The organism is Propylenella binzhouense, assembly GCF_009866965.1.
GTDB classification, from domain to species: Bacteria; Pseudomonadota; Alphaproteobacteria; order Rhizobiales; family Afifellaceae; genus Propylenella; species Propylenella binzhouense.
Genome location: NZ_SPKJ01000192.1, coordinates 1 through 2,483, shown reverse-complemented (window position 1 = coordinate 2,483; position 2,483 = coordinate 1). Strand labels below are relative to the sequence as shown.

At 72.1% G+C, this 2,483-nt stretch carries 2 protein-coding genes; both read right to left on the bottom strand.

What is annotated here, in order from left to right; translation table 11 throughout:
- Positions 1–627: HlyD family secretion protein (locus tag E4O86_RS22755; protein WP_343039219.1), on the bottom strand; the 627-nt coding region annotated here is incomplete at its 3' end.
- Complete coding sequence (locus E4O86_RS22750) at positions 624–1,259, bottom strand: TetR/AcrR family transcriptional regulator (protein ID WP_161142824.1); 636 nt, start codon at positions 1,257–1,259, stop codon at positions 624–626. The genes E4O86_RS22755 and E4O86_RS22750, both read right to left, overlap by 4 nt.
- Positions 1,260–2,483: the final 1,224 nt, after the last annotated feature.

Below are 2,483 nucleotides of genomic sequence, written 5' to 3'. Positions count from 1 at the left end.
GGGCGCCGGCACGCGGCGCCTGGCGAGCATCGTCTCGGCCTGGGCGAGGCTCGCCTGCGCGGCGCGCACCGCCGCCTCGGCGGCCTCGATCTCGTCGGTGCGGCCGCCGAGCCGCGCGGCGTCGATCTCCTTCTCGATCTCGCTCAGCGCGGCCCGGTCGCTCTCCAGCTCCGCGCGCGCCTGGTCGAGCTGCGCGCGCGAGCTGAAGCCGCGGTCGAACAGCGCCTTCTTGCGGTCGTAGTCGCTCTGGGAGAGCTCGAGCGCGGCGTTTGCCCGGTCGAGCTGCGCCTTCAGCACCGCGATCTGCTCCGGCCGCTGCTGGGCCGCCCGCAGGTTGGCGAGCTGCGCCTCGGCCTGGTGGAGCCGGGCGACCGCCTCGGTGCGCTGCGCATTCTGGACGGCCGTGTCGAGCGCGAAGAGGAGCTCGCCCTTGCGCGCCTCGTCGCCCGCCTCGACCGCCATCGCCTCGATCCGGCCGCCCTCTTCCGGCGCGACATACAGGATGTCGCCCTCGATATAGCCCTGGAAGCCGCCCGGCGCGTCCGGAGCGCGGCCGTAGAGCCACCAGGCGGCGGCGCCCGCCGCCAGCAGCGCGACGAGGAGCGCGAGGAGCCTTCCGCGTTTCACGGCTTCGCCTTTCCCGCGCCGGTGAGGAGCGCGACATGCGCTTCGAACATCGCCTCGACGTCAAGCGGCTCCTCGGCCTCGAAGAGCGAGGTCCAGATCAGCGCGGTGACGGCCGGCGCGACGATCAGCTGCGGAAAGGCCGCGAGCGCGTCGGAGGCGAGCTCGCCGCGGGCGAGGCCGCGCCGGGCGATCCGGCGGAGAAGCACGAGGCCGCGCGCGATCACTTCGCGACGGTAGGTCTCGGCGAGCTGCGGAAAGCGGCGGGATTCGGCGATGACGAGCCGGATGATCTCCTTCCGCTCGGTGCCGAGCACCTCGGTGCGGAAGAAGCGGAAGACCATGCGCAGGAGCGCGTCGGTCGGCGCGTCCGAACGCGCGATCTCGTCGGTGAGCCCCTTGAGCGGGCTCGCCACGATGCTCCGGACGAGGCCTTCGAAGAGCGCGTCCTTGGACGGGAAATAGAGGTAGAGCGTGCCCTTGGCGACGCCCGCCCGGGCGGCGATGTCGTCGAGGCGGGCGGCCGCGAAGCCGCGCTCGGCGAAGATGGCGAGCGCGGCATCGAGAATGCTCCTGAGCCGGGCCTCCCGCTCCTCCTCCGTACGCACCTGGGGCGCGCGCCTCCGCCTCGCCATCGCTCTATCCAAATCTGACTGACCGGACAGTCATACATTGCGGCGGAGACGGCGGCAAGGGCATGCGCCGTCGCGGCGGCCCGGCCCGATGCGCGGCGGCGCGTGGTGGATGCGCGGTGGGATGCGCGGTCGCGGCGCGTGGGGTGGTGGCAAGGACGTGGAGGCGCGCTGGGATGCGCGGCAGCGCGTGGTGGCATGCACGGTCGCGGCGCCTTGGGCGGCGATGGCGTGGAGGCGCGCTGGGATGCGCGGCCGCGCGGTGGGATGCGCGGCAGCGGCGCGTGGGGCGGTGGCAAGGACGTGGAGGCGTGGTGGGATGCGCGCGGCGCGGGGTGGGATGCGCGGCAGCGGCATTTTCTGTCGTCCTGCCCGGGCTTGACCCGGGCATCCAGCGGCTTCGGTCTCATGCCACCTGCCCTCTGGATCGCCGGATCAAGTCCGGCGATGACGACAGAGAGGGTGGCGGGGCGGCGTGGATCGCCGGACCAGGTCCGGCGACGACGGAGGGTGCGGAGAGGCGGCGTGGATCGCCGGGTCGGGCCCGGCGATGACGACAGGGGGGAGGCGATGACGACAGTGGCAGGCGGAAGCGGGTGTTCTGAGGCGCCGTTGTCTGGCCGTGCCGTTGCTCTGTTCCGGCGTTTGCCGCCTGTTCCGCTCCGGCGTTTTGCCGCCTGTTCCGTTCCGGGCCCCTGCCGCTTGCTCTGTCGTCCTGCCCGGGCTTGACCCGGGCATCCAGGCGGTGCCCGGTCCGCGACTCCGTTTCTGGATCGCCGGATCAAGTCCGGCGATGACGACAGCGGGGAGGCGGGGCGGCGGGGTCGCCAAGCCGGCCTTCAAGACCGCCACTTGCTCTGTCGTCCTGCCCGGGCTTGACCCGGGCATCCAGGCGGCTTCCGGTCCGCCACTCTGCCGACGACGACGGAGAGCCGGCGCCCGGTCCGCCACTCCGTTTCTGGATCGCCGGATCAAGTCCGGCGATGACGACAGAGAGGGAGGAGACGCCGACAGAGAGGGAGGCGAGGCGGCGGGATCGCATCCCCAAGGCAGCGGCATTTTCTGTCGTCCTGCCCGGGCTTGACCCGGGCATCCAGGTGGCGCCTGGGCCGCCGCTCTGCTTCTGGGTCGCCGGGTCGAGCCCACTGCTGTCCGGTTTAATTTTCTGGACTGGGTGCACGGTGTTGATTCTACTCGTGTTCAGACGTTGGCGCGTCTTCCGGACAC

Bases quoted from the DNA above. Each gene is read 5' to 3' on its own strand.
- E4O86_RS22750 (WP_161142824.1), bottom strand. From the start codon at position 1,259: ATGGCGAGGCGGAGGCGCGCGCCCCAGGTGCGTACGGAGGAGGAGCGG.